The organism is Phenylobacterium sp. GW821-FHT12F10, from assembly GCF_058806695.1.
This window is the reverse complement of the sequence record NZ_JBXAPY010000001.1, coordinates 447,942-468,286: the sequence shown is the minus strand read 5'-3', so window position 1 is coordinate 468,286 and position 20,345 is coordinate 447,942. Positions and strand designations below refer to the sequence as shown.

20 protein-coding genes are annotated in these 20,345 nt (G+C 69.3%); 10 read left to right on the top strand and 10 right to left on the bottom strand.

Annotated elements, in window-relative coordinates:
- Positions 1 to 39: 39 nt before the first annotated feature.
- Together AC1RN5_RS02340 and AC1RN5_RS02335 are read left to right on the top strand one after the other, a co-directional pair.
- Positions 40 to 417 carry a response regulator gene (locus tag AC1RN5_RS02340; RefSeq protein WP_493039663.1) on the top strand — a complete coding sequence of 126 codons (378 nt, stop codon included), beginning with the start codon at positions 40 to 42 and terminating at the stop codon, positions 415 to 417.
- Positions 418 to 423: 6 nt separating this feature from the next.
- Positions 424 to 573 (top strand): hypothetical protein, encoded by a 150-nt coding sequence (locus AC1RN5_RS02335; protein WP_493039662.1) that lies wholly within the window; start codon positions 424 to 426, stop codon positions 571 to 573.
- A 19-nt stretch (positions 574 to 592) separates the two neighbouring features.
- On the opposite strand, the gene AC1RN5_RS02330 is transcribed toward AC1RN5_RS02335, so the two are convergent.
- From AC1RN5_RS02330 to AC1RN5_RS02315, 4 genes are read right to left on the bottom strand one after another with little or no spacing between them, the layout of a single operon-like run.
- The gene (locus AC1RN5_RS02330; protein ID WP_493039661.1) at positions 593 to 2,857 is read right to left on the bottom strand and encodes a molybdopterin cofactor-binding domain-containing protein; all 2,265 of its coding nucleotides are present in this window, start codon (positions 2,855 to 2,857) and stop codon (positions 593 to 595) included.
- Entirely contained in the window at positions 2,854 to 3,807 is a 954-nt protein-coding gene (locus AC1RN5_RS02325) for an FAD binding domain-containing protein (RefSeq protein ID WP_493039660.1), read from the bottom strand. The genes AC1RN5_RS02330 and AC1RN5_RS02325 overlap by 4 nt, the downstream gene beginning before the upstream one ends.
- On the bottom strand, positions 3,804 to 4,310 hold the full coding sequence (locus tag AC1RN5_RS02320; RefSeq protein ID WP_493039659.1) for a 2Fe-2S iron-sulfur cluster-binding protein: 507 nt from the start codon (positions 4,308 to 4,310) through the stop codon (positions 3,804 to 3,806). The genes AC1RN5_RS02325 and AC1RN5_RS02320 overlap by 4 nt, the downstream gene beginning before the upstream one ends.
- Positions 4,311 to 4,366: 56 nt before the next feature.
- Entirely contained in the window at positions 4,367 to 4,639 is a 273-nt protein-coding gene (locus tag AC1RN5_RS02315; RefSeq protein WP_493039658.1) for a BolA family protein, read from the bottom strand.
- A 52-nt stretch (positions 4,640 to 4,691) separates the two neighbouring features.
- Between AC1RN5_RS02315 and AC1RN5_RS02310 the strand changes: the two genes are divergently transcribed.
- On the top strand, positions 4,692 to 5,345 hold the full coding sequence (locus tag AC1RN5_RS02310; protein ID WP_493039657.1) for a J domain-containing protein: 654 nt from the start codon (positions 4,692 to 4,694) through the stop codon (positions 5,343 to 5,345).
- An 8-nt stretch (positions 5,346 to 5,353) separates the two neighbouring features.
- On the opposite strand, the gene AC1RN5_RS02305 is transcribed toward AC1RN5_RS02310, so the two are convergent.
- Positions 5,354 to 6,226, bottom strand: a complete 873-nt coding sequence (locus tag AC1RN5_RS02305) for a TauD/TfdA dioxygenase family protein (RefSeq protein ID WP_493039656.1) — start codon at positions 6,224 to 6,226, stop codon at positions 5,354 to 5,356.
- Between the two features lie 101 nt (positions 6,227 to 6,327).
- Here AC1RN5_RS02305 and cobS point away from each other — a divergent pair, with 101 nt between their 5' ends.
- Positions 6,328 to 7,332, top strand: a complete 1,005-nt coding sequence (cobS, locus tag AC1RN5_RS02300) for a cobaltochelatase subunit CobS (RefSeq protein WP_421932807.1) — start codon at positions 6,328 to 6,330, stop codon at positions 7,330 to 7,332.
- Here cobS and AC1RN5_RS02295 read toward each other — a convergent pair.
- Complete coding sequence (locus AC1RN5_RS02295; protein ID WP_493039655.1) at positions 7,329 to 8,006, bottom strand: TorF family putative porin; 678 nt, start codon at positions 8,004 to 8,006, stop codon at positions 7,329 to 7,331. The two genes, cobS and AC1RN5_RS02295, sit on opposite strands and share 4 nt — an antisense overlap.
- Before the next feature lie 161 nt (positions 8,007 to 8,167).
- Between AC1RN5_RS02295 and AC1RN5_RS02290 the strand changes: the two genes are divergently transcribed.
- The gene (locus tag AC1RN5_RS02290; RefSeq protein ID WP_493039654.1) at positions 8,168 to 10,279 is read left to right on the top strand and encodes an ATP-binding protein; all 2,112 of its coding nucleotides are present in this window, start codon (positions 8,168 to 8,170) and stop codon (positions 10,277 to 10,279) included.
- 56 nt (positions 10,280 to 10,335) lie between these two features.
- Here the strand turns inward: AC1RN5_RS02290 and AC1RN5_RS02285 are convergent, their stop codons facing one another.
- Positions 10,336 to 10,515, bottom strand: coding sequence for a DUF1328 domain-containing protein (locus tag AC1RN5_RS02285; RefSeq protein ID WP_215338773.1), 180 nt, complete (start codon positions 10,513 to 10,515; stop codon positions 10,336 to 10,338).
- 97 nt (positions 10,516 to 10,612) lie between these two features.
- Between AC1RN5_RS02285 and AC1RN5_RS02280 the strand changes: the two genes are divergently transcribed.
- Positions 10,613 to 10,948 carry an AprI/Inh family metalloprotease inhibitor gene (locus AC1RN5_RS02280; RefSeq protein ID WP_493039653.1) on the top strand — a complete coding sequence of 112 codons (336 nt, stop codon included), beginning with the start codon at positions 10,613 to 10,615 and terminating at the stop codon, positions 10,946 to 10,948.
- Here AC1RN5_RS02280 and AC1RN5_RS02275 read toward each other — a convergent pair.
- A complete protein-coding gene (locus AC1RN5_RS02275) occupies positions 10,934 to 12,169 on the bottom strand; it encodes a hypothetical protein (RefSeq protein WP_493039652.1) in 1,236 nt (411 codons plus the stop codon). The two genes, AC1RN5_RS02280 and AC1RN5_RS02275, sit on opposite strands and share 15 nt — an antisense overlap.
- A 139-nt stretch (positions 12,170 to 12,308) precedes the next feature.
- On the opposite strand from AC1RN5_RS02275, the gene cobT reads away from it, so the two are divergent.
- The 3 genes from cobT to AC1RN5_RS02260 all read left to right on the top strand — a co-directional run bounded on the left by cobT (position 12,309) and on the right by AC1RN5_RS02260 (position 16,034).
- Complete coding sequence (cobT, locus tag AC1RN5_RS02270; RefSeq protein WP_493039651.1) at positions 12,309 to 14,261, top strand: cobaltochelatase subunit CobT; 1,953 nt, start codon at positions 12,309 to 12,311, stop codon at positions 14,259 to 14,261.
- Positions 14,258 to 15,220, top strand: coding sequence for an esterase-like activity of phytase family protein (locus AC1RN5_RS02265; protein ID WP_493039650.1), 963 nt, complete (start codon positions 14,258 to 14,260; stop codon positions 15,218 to 15,220). Before cobT ends, AC1RN5_RS02265 begins: the two co-directional genes overlap by 4 nt.
- Before the next feature lie 67 nt (positions 15,221 to 15,287).
- Complete coding sequence (locus tag AC1RN5_RS02260) at positions 15,288 to 16,034, top strand: dienelactone hydrolase family protein (RefSeq protein ID WP_493039649.1); 747 nt, start codon at positions 15,288 to 15,290, stop codon at positions 16,032 to 16,034.
- Positions 16,035 to 16,096: 62 nt separating this feature from the next.
- Here AC1RN5_RS02260 and rpmB read toward each other — a convergent pair whose 3' ends face one another.
- Positions 16,097 to 16,399: a 50S ribosomal protein L28 gene (gene rpmB, locus AC1RN5_RS02255; protein ID WP_493039648.1), complete on the bottom strand. Its 303-nt coding sequence runs from the start codon at positions 16,397 to 16,399 to the stop codon at positions 16,097 to 16,099.
- A 387-nt stretch (positions 16,400 to 16,786) separates the two neighbouring features.
- Here rpmB and AC1RN5_RS02250 point away from each other — a divergent pair, with 387 nt between their 5' ends.
- Complete coding sequence (locus tag AC1RN5_RS02250; protein ID WP_493039647.1) at positions 16,787 to 19,753, top strand: TonB-dependent receptor domain-containing protein; 2,967 nt, start codon at positions 16,787 to 16,789, stop codon at positions 19,751 to 19,753.
- Here AC1RN5_RS02250 and AC1RN5_RS02245 read toward each other — a convergent pair.
- A complete protein-coding gene (locus AC1RN5_RS02245) occupies positions 19,750 to 20,325 on the bottom strand; it encodes an NUDIX domain-containing protein (RefSeq protein WP_493039646.1) in 576 nt (191 codons plus the stop codon). The genes AC1RN5_RS02250 and AC1RN5_RS02245 overlap by 4 nt on opposite strands.
- Between the last annotated feature and the right edge of the window lie 20 nt (positions 20,326 to 20,345).

Here is a 20,345-nt window from a genome sequence, read left to right as displayed (position 1 = left end):
CGATATGGTGACGTCGGTAAACCTGCTGGAGATTTCCCAATGAGCGCTCTGACCGATCTGGCGGGTCTGCGGGTTCTCGTGGTCGAGGACGAGATGATGGTCTCGATGCTGATCGAGGACATGCTGTCGGACCTCGGCTGCGTGGTGATCGGCCCGGCCGCGCGCCTGGACGAGGCCATCGCGCTGGCCGAATCCACCCCCATCGACTGCGCGGTCCTGGACGTGAACCTGGGGGGCCAGCCGATCTTTCCGCTGGCCGACATCCTGCGGGCCAAGGGCGCGCCCTTCGCCTTCGCCACCGGCTATGGCGACGCGGGCCTGCGCGACGTCGACAGGGGTTCGCCGGTCCTGCAGAAACCCTTCCGCGAGAGCGACCTGGCCCGCATCCTGGGCGAACTGCGCGCCAAGGTCGGCTAGACCGCCATGGCCAAGTGGGCCGGCGTCTTCCTCGCCGTCATGGTGGCCGCGGCGATCGCGGGCTTCCTGATCGACGCGATCCGGGTGATCGCGGGCATCCTGTTCCTGGGCTGCGCCGCGGGCCTGGCGATCACCTATCTCAATCGAAACAAGTGATCGCCGAGGCTGAAGGGCCCTAGAGACCCTTCGCCATCAGGCCTTCCAGCACCTTATCCGGGGTCATCGGGAAGTCACGCAGGCGGACCCCGCAGGCGTTGTAGATGGCGTTGGCCACCGCCGCCCCGGCGCCGCAGATTCCCAGCTCTCCCACCCCCTTGATCCCCATGGGATTGGCCTTGTCGTCGGCCTCGTCGAGGAAGATCGCGTCCAGGTCGACGATGTCGGCATGGGTGGGCACCAGGTAGCCGGCCATGTCCTGGTTGATGAAGGAGCCGTAGCGGGCGTCCACCACATTGCCCTCCGTGAGCGCCGTGCCGACGCCCCAGATCATGCCGCCGGTGACCTGGCTCCGGGCGGTCTTGGCGTTGAGGATGCGGCCGGCGGCGAACACCCCGAACATCTTGCGCATGCGCACCTCGCCGGTGACCGTGTCCACCCCGACCTCGGCGAAGTGGGCGCCGTAGGTGTGCTGGGAATAGTCGCGGGCGTCGGCGGCGGGCGTGATGGAGCCCTCCACATAGACCCCCTCCGGCGCGGCGCGGGCCACCAGGGCGCCCAGGCTCTCCGAGCGGTTCTCGATGGCGATATTGCCATTGCCGAAGGTGACGTAGGTGGGATCCCCGCCATAGAGCGGCGAGTTGGGGTCGCCGATGGCCAGTTCGGCGAGCGCCTTGCGCAGGTTCATATTGGCCTCGAAGGCCGCCGAGCCCGCCGTGGCCGCCCCGAACTGGCCGCCGGAGCCGGGGGCGGGCGGGAAGTCGGAATCCCCCAGCTCGATCTTCACCTGCTCCATCGTCACCCCCATGGTCTCGGCGGTGATCTGGGCCAGGATGGTGTAGGTGCCGGTGCCGATGTCGGTCATGCCCTGGCGCAGGGTGACCGTGCCGTCGGCGTCGATCCGAACCCCGGCCTTGGCCGGCAGCAGGAAGTTGCCGCGGATGGCGCAGGCCATGCCCATGCCCACCAGCCAGCGGCCGTCACGCACCTGCCCGGGTTTGGGGTTGCGGCGCTCCCAACCGAAGCGCTGGGCGCCGGTGTTCAGGCACTGGACCAGTTGGCGGATGGAGAAGGGCTTGCCCGTCTCCGGGTCGACGTCCGGCTCGTTGCGCAGGCGCAACTCGATGGGGTCGATCCCCAGTTTCTCCGCCAGCTCGTCCATGGCGCATTCCAGGCTGAGCATGCCCGAGGCCTCCCCCGGCGCCCGCATGGGGCCGGCGGCCGGGATGTCCATCTTCACCAGCCGGTGGCCGGTGAGGCGGTTGGGGGCGGCGTAGAGGTTGCGGGAGAAGTTGGCCGCGTGCTCCACGAAGGGGGCGTTGCGGGCGCAGTGGGTGACCGCCTCGACCGCGAAGGCGTTCAGTCGGCCGTCGGGCTCGGCCCCCAGGCGCACCCGCATGCTGACCGCCGGGCGGTGGATCGTGGCCTGGAACATCTGTTGGCGGGTGTAGGCCACCTTCACCGGCCGCCCCAGCGCCTGGGCGCCCAGGGCCGCGAGCGTCAGGTCGTCATAGGACTGGCCCTTGCCGCCGAAGCCGCCGCCGATGTAGCGGGTCAGCAGGTGGACCCGGTCCGAGGGGATGGCCAGGGTCTCGGCCAGGGCGTGCTGGCCGCCCTTCACCATCTGGATCGAGGTGTGGACCGTGACCTTGTCGCCATCCCACCAGGCGGTGGTGGCGCAGGGCTCCATCTGCACATGGTTCTGGATCGGGCTGAAATAGGTCTCGTCGATCTGCACCGGGGCCTTGGCGTAGGCGCCGTCGAAATCCCCGATGCGGACGTCCTCCTCCCCGTGGGGCATTTCGGCAGAGGCGAGGGCGGCGCGGAAGTCCAGCACCGCCGGCTCGGCGGCATAGTCGATCCGGATCAGGTGGGCGGCGGCCCGCGCATTCTCCCAGGTGTCGGCGGCGACGAAGGCCACCGGCTGACCGAAGAATTCCACGCGGTCGGAGGCCAGGGCCGGGTTGGCCGCCCGCTGGCTGCGGGGGTTGGCCCGCTCGCCCCGGCGGGCCTGTTTGGGAACGTTCAGGTGGGTCCAGACGATCTGGACGCCGGGGGACGCTTCGGCGGCGGCGGTGTCGATGGCGGTGATCCGGCCTCGCGCGATGGTGGCCGGCAGCAGGTAGCCATAGGCCGGCGGCGAGGGCGGCTCGACCTCATAGGCGTAGGCCGCCGTGCCGGTGACCTTCAGCTTGCCCTCGTAGCGGTCGACGCCCTTGCCGATGATGCCGCTGCGGTTTTCCGTGACGGGGTTCGGGGCCGCCCAATCCTTGACCGAGCTCATGCGCCTCTCCCTTGCTTGGCCTCGTCCAGGGCCGCCGCCGTCATGCGGGCCACCAGGGCGATCTTGAAGCCGTTCTTGCCATTGTCCTGTGCGCCGGCCAGTTCGGCGTGGGCGGCCTCGACGGCGCTGGCGCCGGCGGCGAGCGCGGCCTCGGCCTTCTCCGCCCGCCAGGGCTTGTGGGCCACGGCGCCGAAGGCGACCTTGGTCCCCACCACCGCGACGCTGGCCAGGCCGCCGGCGTAGGAGGCCCGGTCGCGGGCCTTGTGATAGATCTGCCCGCCCGCAGCCGCCGGGGGCAGGATCACCGCGGCGATCAGCTCGCCGGGCGCCAGGTTGGTCTCGATGTGTGGGGTGTCGCCGGGCAGGCGGTGCAGGTCGGCCACCGCCAGGGTCCGCGTGGCCCCCTGCGGCGTCACCGTCTCCACCTGGGCGTCCAGGGCGGTGAGCGCCACGGCCATGTCCGAGGGATGGGTGGCGATGCAGGCGTCGCTGGCGCCGAAGATGGCGCTGTTGCGGTTCAGGCCCTCCAGCGCGCTGCAGCCGGAGCCGGGGTGGCGCTTGTTGCAGGGCTTGGAGGGATCATAGAAATAGGCGCACCGGGTCCGCTGCAGCAGGTTGCCGCCGGTGGTGGCCTTGTTGCGCAACTGGCCCGAGCCGCCCGAGACGATGGCCTGGGTCAGGACCGAATAGCGGGCGCGAACCCGGGCGTCGGCGGCCAGGTGGCTGTTGGTGACCATGGCGCCGATCCGCAGGCCGCCCTCGGCGGTGTCCTCGATGGCCGACAGCGGCAGGCGGTTGACGTCCACCAGGTGGGTGGGCTGCTCGATATCGAGCTTCATCAGGTCCAGCAGGTTGGTTCCGCCGGCCAGGAACTTGGCGCCCGGCGTGGCGGCCACGGCCTTCACCGCGGCGGCGACATCGGTGGGACGTTCGTAGGTGAAGGGCCTCATGCCACCTCTCCGGCCACGTCGCGGATCGCCGCGATGATCTGGGGATAGGCCGAGCAGCGGCAGATGTTGCCGCTCATCCGTTCGCGAATCTCGGCGTCGGTGAGCGCGATGGCGCCGGTGAGGTCGTCGGTGGCCTGGCTGGGCCAGTTCTCCGCGGCCTCCTGCAGCATGCCCACGGCCGAGCAGATCTGGCCGGGGGTGCAGTAGCCGCACTGGAAGGCGTCCTGCTCCAGGAAGGCCTGCTGCATCGGGTGCAGGTTGGCCTCGCCGCCGATGCCCTCGATGGTGGTGACCTCATGGCCGTCGTGCATCACCGCCAGGCTGAGGCAGGCATTGATCCGCACCCCGTTCACCAGGACGGTGCAGGCGCCGCACTGGCCGTGGTCGCAGCCCTTCTTGGAGCCCTTGAGGTTGAGATGCTCGCGCAGGGCGTCGAGCAGGCTGGTGCGGGGATCGAGGTCGAGCGCCCTCGCCTGCCCGTTTACGGTGATGGTCGTCTTCAAACACGCCTCCCCAGCGCGGGGCCGCCTTGGCCGGCGGCGCCATTTCGAAAGTTAGATCAGTCCTCGCCCGGTGCGAGGGCCTTCACCGAGAGCGCATGCAGGGGACCTGCCAGCTCCTCGGCCAATGTCCGGTAGACCATCCGCTGCCGCGCCACCTTGGGGGCGCCCTCGAAGGCCTGGGCTTGAATGACTACATTAAAATGGCTCTCGCCCGAGGCGCTGGCCCCCGCATGTCCCGCATGTCGGGCGGAATCGTCTTCGATTTCCAGGCGGGTGGGGGAGAACGCTTCGGTGAGCTTGTCGTGGATGGCCTCAAATATGGCGCCCATTTGGATAATCTTCAATTCTTGAAAGGGTCTCAGACCGCTTCATACTTGGGTCATGGCCGGCGCGTTTCAATACAAGCCTAAGTTCGTCGATATCCGGGTGCGCCCGCCGACCCCCGGGGAGGCCGCGCAGACCGACGACGTCTATGCGCTCAAGCCCGGGGAACGGGCTTGCGACCATCCGGGATGCCGGCTGGCGGGCAGCGCGCGCGCGCCCAAGTCCCGGGACATGCTCAACGAGCACTACTGGTTCTGCCAGCCGCACGCGGCGGAATATAACCGCAACTGGAACTTCTTCGCCGGGATGAGCGAGGGCGAGATCAAGCAGCGCCAGGCCCAGAGCGCCCAGGGCGACCGTCCGACCTGGGACTTCAAGGCCGGCCGCTTCTCCCGCGAGGCCGCCGCCGCGGCCCAGGGCTTTGGTCAGGGCAAGGGCTATCGCGACCCCTTCAACCTGTTCGGCAGCGGCAACGGCAACCCACGGGCCGCCAACGCCCCTGAGCGCCGACGCCTGGGCAAGCTGGAGCGCAACGCCCTGGCCGACCTGGACCTGGACGAGAACGCCGACGGCCCGGCGATCCGCGCCCGCTACATCGAGCTGGTGAAGCGCACCCACCCGGACTCCAACGGCGGCGACCGCTCGGCCGAGCACAAGCTGCAGCGGGTCATCAAGGCCTACCAGCAGCTCCGCAAGGCCAAGATGGCCTAGGGGCGCGGTCAGACCGGCGTCTCTCCGGCCACCGTGGTCCGATGCATCAGGCGCAGGTGGCCGTCATAGCCGCCCTCGGCGAAGTGGACCGTGCAGCGGTTGTCCCACATCAGCAGCATGTTGGGCCGCCATTTGTGGCGATAGACGAACCGGTCCTGGGTGATGTGGGCGAACAGGAAGCCGAGGATGGCCTGGGCCTCCTTGGCCTCGAACCCCTCGATGCCCACCGTGTAGACCGGGCTGACGAACAGGGCCTTGCGGCCGGTGACCGGGTGGGTGCGGACCAGGGGATGGGTCAGGCTCTGGTCGGCCGCCTCGGAGACGATGATGGCCATGGTCCGCTTCTCGGTCTCGCGGGCGAAGACCCCCTTGGTCCCATAGGCGCGGCCGGCCGAGTGCACGGCCTTCATCGGCGCCAGCAGGGCCTTCATGGCCGGCGACAGCGCGTCGTAGGCGCTGGCGCAGTCGGCGAACAGGGTGTCGCCGCCCACCGGCGGGACGACCTGGGAGTGCAGCAGGGTGGCGGCGGGGGGCTTTTCCTGGAAACTCCAGTCGGAATGCCAGCCCGCGCCGAAGTTGGTGGCCTTCTCGTCGGGCTCCCGGCGCAGCTCCAGGACGTTGGGATGGCCGGGCATGGGGGCGATGAACGGGTCGACCCCGAATTTTCCCATCTCCAGGGTGAAGGCCTCAAGCTCGTCCAGGCTCAGGGGCTGGTCCGGGAAGCTGACCACCGAATGACGGGCCCAGGCGGTGCGGATTTCCTCGCGGGCCTCTGGGGAAAGCGGGCGCGACAGGTCCACGCCGACGATCTCGGCGCCGAAGCCCGACTCAGTGGCGAAGACCTGAATCGCACGATATGGCCGCACGGCTTGCTGCAACATGGGTGGACGCTCCCTTCGTCATTCCGGTATGGGTCGCAGGGACAGACCTTCATCAAACACACGTTTGCTTCGCACGCGTAAGCCTGTAATCGAACCGCACCATGACTTCCTTCGCCGAAAACCAAGACGACAAGCTCCTCACCCTGGTCCCGGACCGGAAGGTTTCCGTCCGCGAAACCTTCGGCGTGGATGTGGACATGACCGTGCCCGCCTTCAGCGAGCGCGACAGCCATGTCCCGGACCTCGACCCGTCCTACAAGTTCGATCCGGAGACCACCCGGGCGATCTGCGCGGGCTTCGCCTTCGACCGCCGGGTGATGGTCCAGGGCTATCACGGCACGGGCAAGTCGACCCACATCGAGCAGGTGGCCGCGCGCCTCAACTGGCCGCTGATCCGGGTGAACCTGGACAGCCACGTCAGCCGTATCGACCTGGTGGGCAAGGACGCCATCGTCCTGAAGGACGGTAAGCAGGTCACCGAATTCCGTGAAGGCATCCTGCCCTGGTCGATCCAGCGGCCGGTGGCCCTGGTGTTCGACGAATACGACGCCGGCCGCCCGGACGTGATGTTCGTGATCCAGCGCATCCTGGAGGCCCAGGGCAAGCTGACCCTGCTGGACCAGAACCGCGTGATCCGGCCCAACCCGTTCTTCCGGCTGTTCTCGACCACCAACACCATCGGTCTGGGCGACACCACCGGCCTCTATCACGGCACCCAGCAGATCAACCAAGGCCAGATGGACCGCTGGTCGATCGTCACCACCCTGAACTACCTGGCCCACGACGTGGAAGCCGAGATCGTGCTGTCCAAGGCGCCGCACTACAACACCCCCGAGGGCAAGCGCACGATCGCCGCCATGGTCCGCGTCGCCGACATGACCCGCAACGCCTTCATGAACGGGGACATCTCCACGGTCATGAGCCCGCGGACGGTGATCACCTGGGCGCAGAACACCGAGATCTTCGGCGGCGACATCGCGCTCGGCTTCCGGATGACCTTCCTGAACAAGTGCGACGAGCTGGAGCGCGGCACCGTCGCCGAGTTCTTCCAGCGCGCCTTCGGTCAGGACCTGCCGGAATCGACCGCCCGCGTGCGGGTGGCCTAGAAGGCCACCCCGAGCGAGGCCACCACGGTCGAGTCCACCCCGGCGGCGTCGGTCCCGACATAGCGGGCCGAGAGGCTGACCGGGCCGAAGCTCTTGCTGACCCCGAGCGACCAGTCGGTCTTGCGGTCGGCGAAGGCGCCGTCCTCCCAGCCGAGCGTCGCGTCCAGGCTCACCGGCCAGGCTGCGGGCGCCAGGGCGGCCGAGCCATAGACATAGGTGTTGTCCTCGTCCCCGGTGTTGGCCTGGGCCGGGGCGTAGGCGCCGCCCAGGGTCCAGGTCCAGGCGCCGGCCGTGCGCGCCACCGAGACCGGGATCTCCACGAAGTTCACGTCCTGCCCGCCGGGATAGGTGTAGGCCGCCAGCCCGACGTCGAAGTCATAGGCGCCCAGGCTGAAGGCGCGGCCCAGGCTGAGATCGAACTCGACCGTCGCGCCCTTGCCGGCCGCGTCGGCCCCGTACTCGTCGATGGTCGATGCCCAGGCGCCGGCGTAGAAGCCCGACGATCCGGTCAGGGTCAGGCCGCCCTGCACGGCCGGCTGTTCGTCCGACAGGGAATAGCCGCGGAACCGGTAGTCGGACACCACCGCCAGGTCTCCCGACAGCTTGAGATCCTGCGCCTGCGCGGCCCCGGCGACAGAGAGGGCGGCGATCGAGATCAGGGCGAGACGCAGCATGAAGAAACCTCTGGTGGAACAGAGGTCTGTTCTGCCGGACCAGCACTAAACATTCCGTCAAATCGACTACACTCATTTTGGGTAAAGTAGATTCGGCCTCGGCTTTACAGTTTGATGACCTCACCTTGCTAGGAACGAGGCCTGTTCCCTTTGTGAGTTTGATGTCCCCCAAACTTCCCCACAGCCAGAGAGCCGCGCGAAGGATCATCCAGCTCGCGATGGTGATCCTGGCGATCGTCGTGGCTGGCGGCGTGGCGATGCTGGCCTATACCGCGGCCTCGGTGGACCAGGTCCAGGTGCAGGAAGAGCGGCTGCTGGTGGCGCGGCGGGTCGAACGGACCCTGGAGCAGATCGTCACCGACATCAGCTCCGCCAGCGTCTGGGACGACGCCTATGTGCGGCTTGGACCCAACATCGACGAGACCTGGGCCGACGAGAACATCGGCCGCTACTACGCCCAGTACCTGCATCACGACCTCAGCCTGATCTTCGACGGCCAGGACCGCCCCGTCTACGCGTGGCGCGGCGAGGGCCGGGTCGCGGCCGACCAGCTCGGCGCCTTCCCGCGCGACGTGGCGCCCCTGCTGGCGCGGCTGCGGTCCGAGGAACAGGCCCGGGGCGTCAGCCGGGCCGGCAAGCCCTACGGCCTGGAGGCCGAAACGACCACCAGCGGGGTCGTCGTCTCGAGCGGCCACTACTTCCTGGTGGGCGCCACCTCGGTGACGGCCGAGACCGCCGGCCCAACGCAGCGGCCTGGCCCGGCGCCGATCATCGTCTCCGCCCGCCGCATGGACGGCGGCTTCCTGAGGGAGATGGAAAGCAACCTGCGGGTCTCCGGCGCCAGGATCACCCCGCCCGGCACGGTGAAGACCCGCGCCAGCACCTCCATCGTCGACGCCAACGGCTTCGTCGTCGGCGACCTGGCCTGGACCCAGAAGCGGCCGGGGCTGAAGGTCCTGAGGGACGCCGCGCCCATCTTCGTCCTGGCCTTCCTGGTGCTGCTGATGAGCGGCGGCGCCCTGGCGCTCCGCATCCGGGCGATCCTGCGCGACCTCGCCGCCGGGGACGCCGCCCTGGACCGGACCATGTCGCAACTGGTGCGCGCCCGCGATCAGGCCGACACCGCCAATATCGCCAAGTCGCAGTTCCTGGCCAATATGAGCCACGAGATCCGCACGCCCCTGAACGGCATCCTCGGCATGGCCCAGGTGATGGAGCGCGACGAGCTGACCCCGGCCCAGGCCGACCGGCTGGGCGTGATCCGCACCTCCGGCCAGACCCTGCTCGGCGTGCTGAACGACGTCCTGGACATCTCCAAGATCGAGGCCGGCCGGCTCGACGTCGACGCCCACGAGTTCGACCTGGCCGAGGCGGTGAACCAGGCCTGCGCCACCTTCATCAACCTCGCCGCCCAGAAGGACGTCGAGCTGATCGTCGAGATCGCGCCCGAGGCGCACGGGATCTGGTGGGGCGACGGCGCCCGACTGCGCCAGGTCATCGCCAACCTGGTCTCCAACGCCATCAAGTTCACCGCCGATGGCGCGGTGAGGGTGAGCGTGGCCCCCGCGGCCCAGGGCCTGGCCTTCTCCGTGCGCGACAGCGGCATCGGCATCCCGCCCGAGCGCCTGGGGGACCTGTTCCAGAAGTTCAACCAGGTGGACGCCTCCACCAGCCGCCGTTTCGGGGGCACCGGCCTGGGCCTGGCCATCTGCCGCGAGCTGGTGGAGCTGATGGGGGGACAGATCGGCGTGACCAGCGCGGCGGGCGAGGGCTCGACCTTCAGCTTCACCCTGCCCCTCGAGAAGCGGGCCGAGGCGCGGCCGCGCGCGGCCCAGGCCGACGAGCCCTCGGCCGAGACCTATGTGGCCAAGATCCTGGCGGCCGAGGACAACGCCACCAACCAGCTGATCCTGAAGTCCCTGCTGGAGCCCTTCGGCGTGGACCTCACCGTGGTCTCCAACGGCCGTGAGGCGGTGGACGCGGTCCGGGCCCAGGCCTTCGACCTGGTGCTGATGGACGTCCAGATGCCCGAGATGAACGGCGTCGAGGCCACCGAGGCCATCCGGCGGCTGGAGGCCGAACAGGGCCGTCCGCCCCTGCCGATCCTGGCGCTGTCGGCCAATGTCATGCGCCACCAGGTCAGCGAGTACCTCGCCGCCGGCATGACGGGCTTCGTGCCCAAGCCCATCGAGGCGGCCAGGCTGTTCGCGGCCATCGACGAGGCGCTGTCGGCCCAGGCCGAGCCCGCCACGGGTGCGACCGCCACAGCCTGAATCAGAAAGGCGCGGAGGTGACTCCGCGCCCTTCTCCGATCAGGGTGGAAGGCGGTTCAGCCGCCGCTGATCTTCTTGCCCACGAAGGCGCCCAGGGCCAGGAACAGCACAAAGCCGATCACGGCGACAAAGAAGAGCAGCTTGGCGATACCTGCGGCGGCGCCGGCCATGCCGGTGAAACCGAGGGCGCCGGCGATCAAGGCGACCACCGCGAAAATCAGGGCCCATTTCAACATGTCGAACTCCAGCCAGAGATATCCAAGGTCTTGCTTGCTCAACGCAGGCCTCGCCGTCGCGTTCCTGGCGGCGGCGGCGCCGGCCAGCGCCGCGCCCATGGCGATGACCCAGGCCAATGCGCCCGGGGCCTTCGCCGGCGTCTGGTCCCTGGCGGGGGTCGACGAGGGCGACGCGGCCTGCACCCTCACGCTGAAGAAGGGCGCGGCGATCGGCGGCTGGCGGCTGGCCATCCCCCGGCGGTGCTTCAGGTCGGTAGGGTTGAGCCGGGACGTGGCGGCCTGGACGGTCTATCCGAACGGCGCCATCGGCCTCATCGATCCGCTGCGCCACACTCTCCTGCGGTTCGAACCCAAGGCGCAGGGCGCCTATGTCGCCGATCCCGCCGGGGGCGCGCCCCTGGTGATGGAGAAGCTGGGCTCAGGCGGCCAGTAGGGGCAGGGCTTCGGGGGGCTGCATGCGGCCGCCCACCGGCGCCATCTGCAGCCGGCAGACCCCCGGCCCGGTGACGAAGGGAACGTGGGCGGCGATGCAGGCGTCGAGCTCGAGTCGGTTGCGCACGTTGGTGACCGCCGCCCAGATCTGCTTCTTGCGATAGAGGTGCAAACGGTCGGCGAACCGCCGCAGGGCCGCCAGCCGCGCCCGCTGATCGCCCTGGGGCAGGACCAGGGTGACGCTGGTCACCGCCTGGGGCGGCAGCTTCTCGATCTCGAACCCGGGATCCTGGGTCCGCAGGTCGATATTGGTGACATAGCGCGACAGGGTGGCCTTGATGGTGGCCAAGGCGGTGAAGGCGGGGTCTCGCGGGACGTCGTAGACGGCGGCGGCCAGCTGGGCCTTGTGCGCCGCCGGCAGGGTGGCGAGCATCGTCTCATAGGCCGTGCGCCGCGAGGCGCGGACCAGGTTGGAATAGCAGACGGGCAGGTAGAGCGTCGCGTGGGATCCCGGCTGGGACAGGATCCGGACCGCCGCGGCCGCGCAATCGGCGTCGAAGGCCTGGGTGTCGGCGGGCATGTGGTCGTCGCCCTCCACCAGGCTGTAGTGCGTCTTCGCCGCGCCGGGCGTCGAACTCACCACGTCGCCCACGAAGACACCGCGCAGGGTGAAGTAGATGCCCTGGACGCCCTCGAGCTGCGGCATGGGGCGGCCGGCGACCACCTCGCCGGGCGCACCGTGCGCCAGATGCTGTTCCACCCAGTTGGGGCCGGCCTCGGCGCCGACGGCGGGATCGGCCTGCTCTGTGCGTCGGGCCACCCCGTCTGTGCTCTCGACCCGGCTCAGACGGCCCGGCGCCAGCAGGGAAGGATCCAGCAGCGCCCGACCGACAGCCGCCTCGTCCATGGCGGCGAAGGCCTGGACGGCGTCCGGCGTGCCTTCGAACAGCAGCAGGCGGACGTCGCCGTCCTCACCCTCGCCGAACAGCTTGATCTGGAGCTCTTCCCCCAGGCGGGCCAGTTCCTGCACGTCCAGCTCATCGGCCCGCGGGTCGGTCAGCAGGAAGGAATAGTGGGTCAGGGGCGCGAACTGGCGGGGCCACTGCCAGCGGCCCTCCAGGTAGATGCCGGAAAACTTGGCGACCAGGGGACCGAGGACGGCGGGGCTAAGCCCCGTCTTCTCCACATCCACCGCCACCCTCAGACACGCAACCGCCGTCACCGCTCAACTCCTAACCCGGGCCCCACCGCCCAGGGGCGCTGGAAGACGTAAACAGATTGCTGCTGACAAGTTTTCGCCGCGGGCCATCGGCCAAGCAGGACTTTCCTCGGTTCCCCCCGTCAGGCTATGAAGTTCGATCATGGCCAAGAACCCGGAAAGCCCGCTCGAGCCCTTTAAACGCGCGCTTGCGAACGCGGCGCGCTCCCTGGCGGAGTCGCCCGATCTGGAGATCGTCTACTCCGGGGAAGGCCCCCTGCTCAGCGGCAATCGCGCGGTCTTGCCGCACCCGCCTCGCGACCTGACGCCCATGGACGCCGCGCGCATCCGCGGCCTGGCCGATCAGATGGCCCTGCGCATCTCGCACCACGACGCCCAGGTCCACGCCCGCACCCGGCCTGGCTCGGCCCTGGGGGCGCCGCTCTACGACGCCCTGGAGCAGGTCCGCATCGAGGCCATCGGGTCCAACGCGCTCGGCGGCGTCCGCGAGAATCTCAAGGTCGTGCACGAGCAGGCCTGGGCCAAGCGCCCCTTCAATCCCGTCGACGCCCAGGCCAATCCGCCCATGGCCGACATCGTGGCCCTGATGGCGCGCGAACGACTGACGGGGGTCGAGTCGCCACCGAACGCCAAGCTGCTGGTGGACATGTTCCGCGACGAGATCGAGGCGCGCGCCGGCGAGGATCTCGACAAGCTGATCGACAAGATCGACGACCAGAAGGCCTATGCCAAGATGGCGCGCACCATCCTGCGCGACCTCTCCATGGGCGACGATCTCTCCGACGCCCCCGACCAGGCCGATCAGGACGACGAGGAAGGCGACGAGGGCGAGGCCGAGTCCTCCGAGGACGGCGGCGAGGGCGACGGCGAGGGCCAGTCCCCGCAGCAGGCCTCCATGGACGAGAGCGAGGCGACCCACAGCGAAAGCGAGGACGCCGACAGCCAGATGATGCAGGCCGAGGACGATCCCAACGCCGAGGACTCCGACGAACCGCCGGAGATGGGCGAGGGCGAGCAGCCCGCACGCCCTGACCTCAAGGGGGACGCCAAGACCCCGACCTACAAGGTCTTCACCACCGCCAACGACGAGGTGGTGGCCGCCGAGGAGCTCTGCGACCTCGAGGAGCTGACCCGGCTGCGGGCCTATCTCGACCAGCAGCTCGCCAGCCTGTCGAGCGTGGTCTCCCGCCTGGCCAACAAGCTGCAGCGCAAGCTGATGGCCCAGCAGAACCGCTCCTGGACCTTCGACCTGGAGGAAGGGATGCTGGACGTGGCGCGCCTGACCCGCGTGATCACCGACCCCACCGCCTCCCTGGCCTTCAAGGAGGAGGAAGACACCGAGTTCCGCGACACGGTGGTCACCATCCTGATCGACAATTCCGGCTCGATGCGCGGGCGCCCGATCATGGTGGCGGCTGTCTGCGCCGACATCCTGGCCCGCACCCTGGAACGCTGCGGCGTGAAGACCGAGATCCTCGGCTTCACCACCCGGGCCTGGAAGGGCGGCGCGAGCCGCGAGGACTGGCTGAAGGCCGGCAAGCCCGCCCAGCCCGGCCGCCTGAACGACCTGCGCCATATCATCTACAAGTCCGCCGACGCCCCCTGGCGCCGCGCCCGGCGCAACCTCGGCCTGATGATGCGCGAGGGGCTGCTGAAGGAGAACATCGACGGGGAGGCCCTGATGTGGGCCCACCAACGGCTGATCGGCCGCTCGGAAGCGCGCCGCATCCTGATGGTGATCTCCGACGGCGCGCCGGTGGACGACTCCACCCTGTCGGTGAACTCCGGCCACTATCTGGAGCGCCACCTGCGCGAGGTGATCGCCGAGATCCAGGACAAGAGCCCGGTGCAGCTGATCGCCATCGGCATCGGCCACGACGTCACCCGCTACTACCGCCGCGCGGTGACCATCGTGGATGTCGAGCAACTGGCCGGCGCCATCGTCGAGCAACTGGCCGAACTCTTCCAGGAGGAGCCGCGCAAGGCCAACCGCAAGACCGCGGGCCTGCTGCAGCCGCCGCCCAATACGCAAGGGCCGCAGGGCGGAGCGGCGCGCCGGTCCACCTTCAAGGAAGTCCGGAGGGCCGTGGCGTGAGGCGACTGATCCTGGGGGCGGCGCTCGCGGCGCTCACCGCCTGCGCCCAACCGGCCACCCTGCCCAAGGGACCGGTGGCCGCCGGCTCCGGGATCACCCTCACCGCGACGCCCGTCGCCCTCAATCCCCAGGACCCGGCCCAGGATCGGGTCGGCGACTTCGTCTATGCCGGCGGCCTGGTGCTGTCCTCCGAGCAGACCGCGCGGCTGCACGGCTTGTCGGACCTGAGGGTCACCCCGGACGGCAAGCTGCTGTCCCTGAGCGACGAGGGCGATCTGCTGGAGACCCGGCTGGTGCTGGACAAGGCCGGGCGCCTGGCGGGGCTGGGGCCGGGCAAGCTCACCGTCCTGACCGGCCCCGACGGCAAGCCGCTGCAGGGCAAGAAGGAGGCCGACGCCGAGGGTCTGGCGGTGCTGGCCAATGGCGACCGCCTGGTGAGCTTCGAGGCCATCGACCGCATCCTGCTCTATCCGGCCAAGGGCGGCGTCCCGCGCGTGGTTCCCGCCCCGGTGGCGACCTTCCCCTCCAACGGCGGCATGGAGGCCCTGGCGGCCGATCCGGACGCCGGCCCCGACGCCTATGTGACGGCGGGCGAGGACTCCGGTGAAACCTGGACCTGCAAGGTCAGCAGTCCCTGCGTGAAGGGCCCCACCCTGCAGAAGCCGGTCGAGTTCGGCGTGGTGGCCGTCAACCGGCTGGCGGGTGGGAACACCGCCTGGCTGTTCCGCGCCTGGGATCCGCTGCAGGGCAGCCGCATCACCCTGAAGATTCTCGGCCCCGCCGGCGAGGTGGCCCGCCTGGACCTGGCCCGGCCCCTGACCGTGGACAATATCGAGGGCGTCTCGGCGGTCCCCAACAGGGACGGCACGACGCGCTTCTACCTGATTTCCGACGACAACTTTTCAAAGTCCCAGAAGACCCTGCTGCTGGCCTTCGACTGGAAGCCGCAGAAACATTGAATTTGCGCGGGATGCGGGCGGAAAGCGCGCTCCCACCTTTCCTCACTCCCTCCCGCGAGGCGCCATTATGAGCCGTACCGAAATCGCCCTCCCCACCCCCGAGGGCGACGCTCGCGCCTTCGTCTTCAAGCCCGACACCGGCGCCGGCCCCTGGCCCGCCGCCATCATCGCCATGGACGCCCCGGCCATCCGCCCGGCCCTGTTCGAGATGGGCGAGCGCCTGGCCGCCGCCGGCTACTACGTCCTGCTGCCGGACCTGTTCTGGCGCGCCGGGCCCTACCCGCCCCTGGACATCGCCGCGGCCCGGGCGGGCGATCCGGAGGCCGGCGCCCTGTTCGCCAAGCTGCGGGCCAGCACCGGCGTCGGACGCCAGATGACCGACGTGAAGGCCTGCCTCGACTACATCGAGGCCGATCCGGACGCCAAGCCGGGCAAGGTGGGCGTCACCGGCTATTGCATGGGCGGCTCCATCGCCCTGCGCGCCGCCGGGACCTATCCCGACAGGATCGCCGCGGCGGCCTCCTTCCATGGCGGCAACATGGCCACCGACGACGAGCGCAGCCCCCACCTGCTGGCCCCCAAGATCAAGGCCAAGGTGCTGGTGGCCGGCGCCATCGAGGACCGCAGCTTCGACGACGCCCAGAAGGACCGTCTGATCAAGTCCCTGAGCGAGGCCGGCGTCGACGCCGAGGTCTCGACCTGGGAGGGCTGCAAGCACGGCTGGGTGCCCAGCGACATGCCGGTGCACAATCCGCAGGGCGCCGAGCGCCACTGGCGCGAACTGATCGCGCTGTTCGACGAGACGCTGAAATAACCACCCAAAGAAAAAGGCCGGCGTCACCGCCGGCCTTTTCCAAATCTCGAAGCGTGTGACGCTTAGGCGACGGCCGGCGCTTGCGCGGCGAGCTTGGCCTTCAGTTGGCGCTTGATCTTCAGGGCGCGGGGCGAGAGCTGCTCGTCCTTGGCCTTGACCAGGAAGACGTCCAGGCCGCCGCGGAAGTCCAGGGTGCGGCGGGCCGCATTGGAGATGCGCAGCTTGAAGGTCTGACCCAGCGCGTCCGACTGCAGGCTGGCGGGCGCCAGGGCAGGCAGGAAGCGGCGCTTCGTCTTGATATTCGAGTGGCTCACATTGTGGCCGACCATGGGGCCGATACCGGTGAGTTCGCAACGACGCGACATGGCTTAAGACCTAAGCGAGAAAAGAGTGACGGCGAGCGGACCCGCGCGAGAGCGGGCGATATAGTCGAAGGGAAGCGGCGGCGTCAAGGCGGAGCCGCCCTTCGCAGCTCGCGCGGGCGCATTCTTCTCATCGAGGCCGTCGGTCGCCGAACCCGGCGACTTGTGCCTCGAGCGGTCTGAGCTACAATACCTTGTAGGGAACAAATCCCGAATCGCGCCGAGTCACCGATTCGGTCCTGATTCGTTGCGGGCGTGTTCCCGCGGTTCCCCAATCCCGTTAATCCCAAGGCCTTGCGCGACCTGTAGCGGCGGCGCGGCGCTTCCCCTAGCCTGGGCTGCAAATCACCCGCGAGGGTGGATCGGGCTGTTCCGGGTGGGGATATTCAAATGACGACGATGCGATCGGGCCTGCTGTGCGCCAGCGCCCTGGCGAGCCTCCTGGCGTTCCAGGCCGCCCCGGCGGCGGCGCAGACCCCCGACTCGGAGGTTTCCGAGATCGTGGTCACCGGCAGCCGCATCGCGCGTAAGGACTACGTCTCCGAAAGCCCCATCGTCACGGTGGGCGCAGACCAGATCGCCGCCGTGGGCATGGTGACGATCGAGAACACCCTCAACCAGCTGCCCCAGTTCACGCCCTCGAACGGGGCCGGCACCAACACCACCAACTTCGTCACCACGCCGGGCCAGGCCTACGCCAACCTGCGGGGCCTGGGCCCCACCCGCACCCTGGTGCTGATCGACGGCCGCCGGGTGGTGGCCGGCAACCCCAACGCCGTGGTGGACCTCAACACCGTCCCGACCTTCCTGGTGGAGAGCGTGGAGACCATCACCGGGGGCGCCTCGGCAGTCTACGGCTCGGACGCCATCGCCGGGGTGGTGAACTTCAAGCTGAAGCGCGATTTCGAGGGGTTCCAGGTCGACGCCCAGTTCGGGGCCGCCAGCCGCAACGACGCCGGCCAGACGACGGTCTCCGCCGGCTGGGGCCGCAGCCTCGCCGACGGCCGGGGCAATGTCGCGATGGCGCTCACCTACGACAAGCGCGAGGGTCTGCTGGCCGCCGACCGCGACTGGGCGGCCGTGGGCTATTCGATCCTCACCACCGGCCTGACGCCCTCGGGCGCCGCCACCATCCCCGACGGCCGCTTCGATCCGACCTCCAACGCTGGCGGCGCGGCCAACCTGCCCAGCCAGGCGGCGATGAACGCGGTTTTCGGCGCCTATGGCTTCGCGCCCGGGACCGTGGCCCGCGGCGCCAGCCTCAGCTTCAACGCCGACGGGACCCTGTTCTCCACCGCCCCGGTGAACAACTACAAGGGCGCCCGCGACCCCGGCTTCTCGGCCACCAGCTACACCTTCAACAGCGCCGCCTACCGCTACCTGAACCTCCCCCTGGAGCGCTGGAGCCTCTACGCCACCGGCCGCTATGACCTGAGCGACGCCGTGGAGGCCTATGGGACGGCCAGCTACACCACCTATGACGTCTCGCGGCAGCTCGGCCCGGCCTCGGCCAGCGACGGCGCCTTCCCAGGCCCCGACATCGTGGTCCCGGTGACCAACCCCTTCATCCCGACCGACCTGCGCACCCTGCTGGCCTCGCGGGCCAATCCGACCGCGGACTTCTATCCCCGCCGGGCCTTCACCGAAGTGGGGGGCCGGCTCTCCAACAACACCTATGAGACCCTGCAGCTGGTGGGCGGCCTGCGCGGCGCCCTGCCGGTGAAGGACTGGAAGTGGGACCTCTACGCCAGCTACGGCCAGATGGACCACACCGAGCACCAGTTCGGCAATGTCAGCCGGGCGGCCATGCGCACCCTGACCTTCGCCGCCGACGGGGGGGCGGCCCTCTGCGGCGGCTTCAACATCTTCGGGGCCGGCAAGGTGAGCCCCGGCTGCGCGGCCTACATCGCCCGCAACGTCACCAATTCCACCACCATCAAGCAGACGGTCGTCGAGGGCTACGCCACCGGCAGCCTGGTCGACCTGCCAGCGGGCCCGCTGAAATTCTCGGCCGGCGCCCAGTACCGCAAGGACGACTTCGACTACGCCCCCGACGCCCTGCTGCAGGGCCCCGACATCGTCGGCTTCAATCCGGCGGTGCCGGTCAGCGGCGACATCACGTCGAAGGAGATCTATGCCGAGCTGCTGGTCCCGATCCTGGCCGAGCTGCCGCTGATCGAGAGCCTGGACGTCACCCTGGGGGGCCGGGTGGCCGACTATTCCACCACCGGCCAGGTCAGCGCCTACAAGGCCGACCTCACCTGGAAGCCGGTTTCCAGCCTGCTGGTGCGCGGCGGCTATCAGCGGGCGGTGCGCGCCCCCAACATCGCCGAGCTGTTCTCCCCCCAGTCCCTGGGCTTCGTCGGCGTCGGCACGCCGGGCGCCGGCACCACGGCGGGTGACCCGTGCGACGTGCGCTCCTCCTTCCGCACGGGCGCCAACGCCGCGGCGGTGCGGACCCTCTGCCTGGCGCAAGGGGTGCCGGCCTCGATTATCGACAGCTTCAACCAGGCCTCGACCCAGGTGGAGATCACCGGCGGGGGCAATCCCAACCTCACCGAGGAGACGGCCGACAGCGTCACCGCCGGGGCCGTCTGGTCCCCCGCCGTGGACGGCCGCTTCCTGCGCCGGTTCAGCGTCAGCCTGGACTATTACCGGATCGAGGTGGCCGACGTTGTGGGGACCATCGGGGTCCCCACCATCCTCTCCTCCTGTTTCAACGCCGACGGCTCCAACCCGGGGCTCTCCAACGCCAACTTCTACTGCCAGCAGTTCACTCGCCTGGCCTCGGGCAACATCACCGGGGTGACCCAGACCCAGGTGAACCTGGCCTCGGTGAAGACCGCCGGCCTCGACGCGCAGGTGGACTGGGGCTTCGACCTCGCCGATCTCGGCCTGCCGCAGGAGGCCGGAGCCCTGGCCTTCAACCTGGTGGTCTCCAAGCTCGACAGCTTCGAGCGCCAGGCCAGGCCAGGCGCGGCCTTCGTGCAATATGCCGGGACCATCGGCGCCGATCTCTCCGGCGGCGCCCTGCCGGAATGGAAGTCGGTGCTGTCGGCGACCTGGAGCGTCGGCCCGGTGAAGACCACCCTGCGCTGGCGGCGCATCGGCGCCATGACCGACGCCCGCAGCGTGCCTACCTTCAGCCCCACGGCGGTCAACACCCCCGACTACAACGTCTACGACCTGTCGGGCTCGTGGAAGATCGACGACCGGGTCAGCCTGCGGGCGGGGGTGAACAATATCGGCGACAAGGACCCGCCCTACTTCACCAGCTATCCCAACTCCAACACCGACCCGTCCAGCTTCGACGTCCTGGGCCGCCGGTTCTTCGTGGGGATCAATGCGAGGTTCTAGGCGCTCTCCGCCAGCTTGAGGTGCTGGATCAGCATGATGGTCTTGGCGTCGACGATGACGCCCTCGGCCACCAGGGCCAGGGCCCGGTCGAGCGGCATCTCCAAGACCTCGATGTCCTCGCCCTCCTCGGCGTGGCCGCCGCCGGCGCCGACCTTGTCAGCCGGCGAGTAGCGGGCGGTGAAGAAGCTGAGCTGCTCGGTGACGCTGCCGGGGCTCATATAGACCTTGAAGACCGGGGTGACGGCTGAGAACCGGTAGCCCAGCTCCTCCTCGGCCTCGCGCCGGATGGCGGTCTCCGGATCGTCGGCGTCCAGCAGGCCGGCGGCGGCCTCGATCAGCGGCTCCGGGTGGCCGGTGACATAGGCCGGGATGCGGAACTGGCGGGTCAGCAGCACGGTCCCGCGTTCGGGGTCGTAGGGCAGGATCACCGCCCCGTCGCCGCGGTCGTAGGTCTGGCGCACCTGGGTCTCCCAGGTCCCGTCGCGGCGGCGATAGTCGAAGGTCACCCGCTTCAGGGTCGCCCACTCGTCGGAGAGGGTGTGGAAGGCGAGGTTGCGGACCTGGTCGCTCATCGGGTCTCCGTAGGGGGCCG